Here is a 4,935-nt window from a genome sequence, read left to right on the forward strand (position 1 = left end):
GACCGGGCCTGACGGCGCGCTGACCCGGTTGATCGGTTCCGGCTCGCTCGGCTCGATGATTTTCTGGGGGCCGCCCGGCACCGGCAAGACCACCGTGGCGCGGTTGCTCGCCGGTGAAACGAGTCTCGCCTTCGAGCAGATATCGGCTGTCTTTTCCGGCGTCGCCGACCTGAAAAAGGTGTTCGAATCAGCCAAATTGCGCCGTGCCAATGGCCGCCAGACCTTGTTGTTCGTCGACGAGATCCATCGCTTCAACCGCGCGCAGCAGGACAGTTTCCTCCCGGTCATGGAGGACGGGACAGTCGTGCTGGTTGGCGCCACGACCGAAAACCCGTCCTTCGAACTGAATGCCGCTTTGTTGTCACGCGCGCGCGTTCTGGTCTTCCATTCGCTTGGCGAGGAGAGCATCTCCAAGCTGATGGCGCGGGCGGAGGAGACCGAGGGCAGGGCGCTGCCGCTCGACGACGAGGCGCGGGCCATGCTCATCCGCATGAGCGATGGCGACGGCCGCGCCTCTCTTACCCTGGCAGAGGAAGTCTGGCGAGCAGCCAAGCCCGGCGAGGTCTTCGATCCCGAGGGTCTGCAGCGCATCGTCCAGCGCCGCGCGCCAATCTACGACAAGGGCCAGGACGGCCATTACAATCTGATCTCGGCGCTGCACAAATCGGTACGCGGTTCAGATCCTGACGCGGCTCTCTACTATCTCGCACGCATGTTCGATGCCGGCGAGGATCCGCTCTATCTAGGCCGCCGGCTGGTGCGCATGGCCATGGAAGACATCGGCCTTGCCGACCCGCAGGCGCTTGTCGTCGCCAATGCCGCCAAGGATGCCTACGACTATCTCGGCTCGCCCGAAGGCGAACTCGCCTTTGCCGAGGCCACCGTCTATCTCGCCACCGCGCCCAAATCCAACGCCGTCTACAACGCTTTCAAGGCCGCCACGCGGGCCGCCAAGGAACACGGCTCGCTGCTGCCGCCCAAGCACATCCTCAACGCGCCGACCAAGCTGATGAAAGAGGAGGATTACGGCGCGGGCTACCGCTACGACCATGACGAGCCGGATGCCTTTTCGGGGCAGGATTATTTTCCGGAGAAGATGGGTCGCCAGACCTTCTATGATCCGCCCGAGCGCGGCTTCGAGCGCGATATCAGGAAGCGGCTCGATTATTGGGCAAAGCTGCGCAAAGAGCGGGAATAGCCGGGTTGCGTGAGGCTATTGACCAGATCCGCCAGGCAGCCAGCCGGCCGCGGTAGCAGGGCCGTTGTGTGGTAACCCAAAAAACCTTATCAAGGCGCACGACCGGGCGGTGGCCATTGCCTTGATTTGGGCACCTCATTCGCAACAGGATCGCGCTTGGCGCGTGGAAAAATGACAAAAAATCTTCGCAAATCCCTTCGCAAATTCGCCATTGCCATCCCGCTTCTCGCCCTTGGCTTCTATTTCATCCCCATCCTGACGACGATCTTCATCGTCTGCGGCCTGATCGACGTGCTGCGCAACGACCGCAAGGATCTGTCGCTGTTCTCAGGCTATTTTCTCGGCAACGGCCTGTTCACCTGGCTGCTTTCGCCGTTCAACCTGCTGGTCGACCTCTTGTGCTACAGAAATCCTGGCGTGTGGAAGCTGGATCAGTTTCCCGCCGACTATCAGCGCGAGGTCAACGAGGTCCTGGATATCTTCAAGGCGCGCAGGGATGAGATCATCGCCGATATCGATGCCAATTTCGGCGCCGGCCGGCGCGGCATGTATGTCTACCAGTGGTACGGCAAGCACAGGATCGACAACGTCGCCGAGTTCAACAAGGATTTCAAATACATCAAGACCATCGCCGTTTCCGTCTTCAGCAAGCGCGAATCGACGTCCTGGCATTTCGGCCCGCTGCGGCTCAGCTTGCGCATTCTCTACAATCTGATCCCGGTGAAGTCGGAGATTTTCGTCGAGTGCGGCAACGTCAAGAATTACTGGTACGACAATCCGCTGTTCATCTTCGACGACACGCTGCTGCATCGCTCGGTCAACGAGTATGACGGCCGCCGCTACTGCGTGTTCATGGACATTATCAGGCCATCCCCGGTTCCCCGCCTCATCGCGGGTATGCTGGCCATCGTCTCGGTGAGCGTCGAGCGCATCAATTCCATGTTCTACAAGAACTGGAAAATGATCGGTTCGACCAAGCCGAAGAATGCCGGGACGACCTGAGCTTTGGAAAATCGGCGCTGCCGGCCCTGCCGGCAGCGTCTGGGTGCTCTGCATGTGAGACTTGGCCAATCCTTGTCGGCCGCTCATGCGCCGGATCCTGGCTGCATTAAACGGTAGTCCGGGCTGGCTTTGATAGTTCTGCCTCTTCTCCTTCTGGCGGCCGCAAGTGACGATGAACAAATCTCTCGGATTTTGGGCAACGACATATGTGTGTACCGCTCTGCTGGGAGTTGCTCTTGCTCTCATCTATGTAGGGCTTGAACAGCCTGTCTATTACTGGGACTTCGCTGCCTATTTCGACACGTTTAGCCGGCAGGGCACGCTCTTGGTTCAGAGCCCTCTCGAGTGGCTCAGCCATTTGAGGACCTCGATCGCCACCGATGACTACAGTGCGGCGATCCTGGTGCCGCTGATGCCGTTTCACATCATTTTTGGCGATTCGAGGTTTTCCTACATCGCCGGAATAGTCGCTGTTTACCTGGTTCCGACCGCTCTTCTCATCGGCAGAACAAGCTATCTGGAGGCGGCGACCGGGACGCCTTCATGCCGAAGCTGGCTCACCGTATGGATTGCGGCCTTTCTCTACACGCCCTTCTGGGCGGCGACGCTTCGTGGGTTGCCGGACATTGCCGGCTGCCTCGCGCTTTGCGCGGCAACCTATTTTCTCTGGAAATCGAGGTTCCTGACCCATGAACCGGTGATCAGCGGAATGCGTGTCGGCGTATGCCTGTGGTTGGCATTCGTGCTGCGCCGCTGGTATGCCTATCCCGTCATCGGGGTCGGAACTTCCGCGGCCTTCTTCTGTTTTCTGCAGGTCGCGAAAGACCGCGACGTCCCGGCACTCCGCAATGCCGCCGTCGGGGGCCTGTGTGTGATCCTCGTGGTTGTCGGAGCCGCGCTGACCTCCCAGCAACCTCTGATCCTCAAGATACTGGGAACCAGCTATGGCGACCTTTACAGCGGATACAAGACAAGCTTCGTTTCACAGGTTGACCAGGCAGGATCGCGGCTCAGCTATGTGAACTGGCTGTTGATCGTATTCGGCCTTTGCATCTCCATCATACGCCAAAACAGATTTTCCCTGTTCTGTGCCGTTGCTTCGGTACTTACCTTCTTCCTCTTCACCCGCATGCAGGACCCGGATCGCCACCATTCGGTGCCAATGTTTCTTTGGCTTTTTCCTGCCTACGCCCAGGCAATCGTTGCGATCGTTTCGATGCCGGCGCTGAGATCGCGATGGTCGACCGCCGCGATAGCCGTTGCCGCCGTGCTGGCGTTTTTCGGTACTTTTTTCCCGATTGGCCGCCAGGTGCTGTCACCGGTCAGCTACGTCTTTGCCAGGGAAGCCACGCTCCCGCTGCAACTCGACAATCTTCCAGAATACAGGCGCCTTATCGATGACCTTCTTGGAAAGATGGGACCTGGGGACCGGTTGTCGGTATTTGCGTCCAGCGGGATCATGAGCGACTCATTGCTCTATGAAATGGACAAGGACCTTTACCCCCGCATCGAGTGGGCTTGTCAGGTCGATAGTCGCGATCGGTTCAGACCGGCGGCGTTGAAGTCCAAATACGTTGTCGTGACCGATCCGCCCGTTACCCATCTGCAGCCGGGTGCGCAGCTCTGTGTCTCGATACCGGACCAATACATTGTCGAGGGCAAAGGCATCGGCGCTGCATACAGGCGCATCGCGGCGTACCAGCTGTCCGGCGACGTCAAGGGCTACCTCTACGAACAGGTGCGCCCTATCGGAAAAACGGAGATCGATGACCTCTATAACGAGTTCAGGAAAAAATATCCGGGATGGGCAACGCCTGAGTGGTGACGAGCTCGGCTGATCCGTGCGCTTGCGCCCACAGCGAGGGATTGACCGGGCAGCCCTGCGGGGGCAGTAAACGGTCATGTTCAATCTGTTTCTCGTCGTCGTCGGTGGCGGCATCGGTGCCGGAATTCGTCACCTTACCAACATCGGCGCGCTGCGTTTTGTCGGCCCCAACTATCCCTGGGGCACGATGGCCATCAACGTCATCGGCTCCTTCGCCATGGGGCTGTTCATCGCCTCCATGATGCGCCGTGGCGGATCGAACGAGGTCAGGCTGTTCGTTGCCACCGGCATTCTTGGGGGCTTCACCACCTTCTCAGCCTTTTCGCTCGATTTTGCGACGCTGTGGGAGCGGGGAGCCACGCTGCCTGCGCTGGGTTATGCCCTTGCCAGCGTCATTGGCGCCATTATCGCCCTGTTTCTGGGACTTTGGCTCGCAAGAAGCCTGCCTTAGTGCTATTGCCGCGCCAAGAACAGGCCGAGCTTGGCTCGGGAAACGGATAAGCGACAAAAAACATGGCAGGCGTTGAACAGATCACGGTGGAAGCCGGCGAGGCGGGCATGCGGCTCGACCGCTGGTTCAAGACCCATTTCCCGGGCCTTGGTTTCGGCCATTTGCAGAAGCTTCTGCGCTCCGGCCAGATCCGTGTCGACGGCGGCCGGGTCAAGGCCGACACCCGTGTCGAGCCCGGCCAGATGGTTCGCGTCCCACCGCTCGAGGTTGACAAGAAGGGCGAGAGTGCGCTGACCGGCCACTCGATCCGCAACCAGGGCGATGCCGATGTCCTGTCGAAAATGCTGATCCATGAAGACCCTAAGGTTTTCGTCTTCAACAAGCCGGCGGGCCTTGCGGTGCAGGGCGGCTCGGGCGTCACCCGCAATGTCGACGACATGCTGGAGGCCTGGCGCAACC

4 protein-coding genes and 1 pseudogene are annotated in these 4,935 nt (G+C 59.7%); all 5 read left to right on the forward strand.

The genetic code is table 11. The annotated features are described in order from the left end of the window. Positions 1–1,198, forward strand: a 1,198-nt coding sequence (locus tag EN991_RS23150) for a replication-associated recombination protein A (protein WP_164769317.1), incomplete at its 5' end; no start/stop codon positions are given. A gap of 171 nt (positions 1,199–1,369) precedes the next feature. Next, on the forward strand, positions 1,370–2,200 hold the full coding sequence (locus tag EN991_RS23155) for an aspartyl/asparaginyl beta-hydroxylase domain-containing protein (RefSeq protein ID WP_164769319.1): 831 nt from the start codon (positions 1,370–1,372) through the stop codon (positions 2,198–2,200). A 172-nt stretch (positions 2,201–2,372) separates the two neighbouring features. Next, positions 2,373–4,025: a hypothetical protein gene (locus EN991_RS23160; RefSeq protein ID WP_245461050.1), complete on the forward strand. Its 1,653-nt coding sequence runs from the start codon at positions 2,373–2,375 to the stop codon at positions 4,023–4,025. A 76-nt stretch (positions 4,026–4,101) separates the two neighbouring features. Continuing rightward, entirely contained in the window at positions 4,102–4,476 is a 375-nt protein-coding gene (gene crcB / locus EN991_RS23165) for a fluoride efflux transporter CrcB (protein WP_063172204.1), read from the forward strand. 62 nt (positions 4,477–4,538) lie between these two features. Next, a pseudogene (locus tag EN991_RS23170) lies at positions 4,539–4,935 on the forward strand (RluA family pseudouridine synthase); the annotation flags it as partial.

Origin of the sequence: Mesorhizobium sp. M7A.F.Ca.US.005.03.2.1 (assembly GCF_003997795.1) — a bacterium.
Classification (GTDB): Bacteria; Pseudomonadota; Alphaproteobacteria; order Rhizobiales; family Rhizobiaceae; genus Mesorhizobium; species Mesorhizobium ciceri.

Coding starts and splice junctions, on each gene's coding strand:
- EN991_RS23155 (WP_164769319.1), top strand. CDS start 1,370: ATGACAAAAAATCTTCGCAAATCCCTTCGCAAATTCGCCATTGCCATC.
- EN991_RS23160 (WP_245461050.1), top strand. CDS start 2,373: ATGAACAAATCTCTCGGATTTTGGGCAACGACATATGTGTGTACCGCT.
- crcB (WP_063172204.1), top strand. CDS start 4,102: ATGTTCAATCTGTTTCTCGTCGTCGTCGGTGGCGGCATCGGTGCCGGA.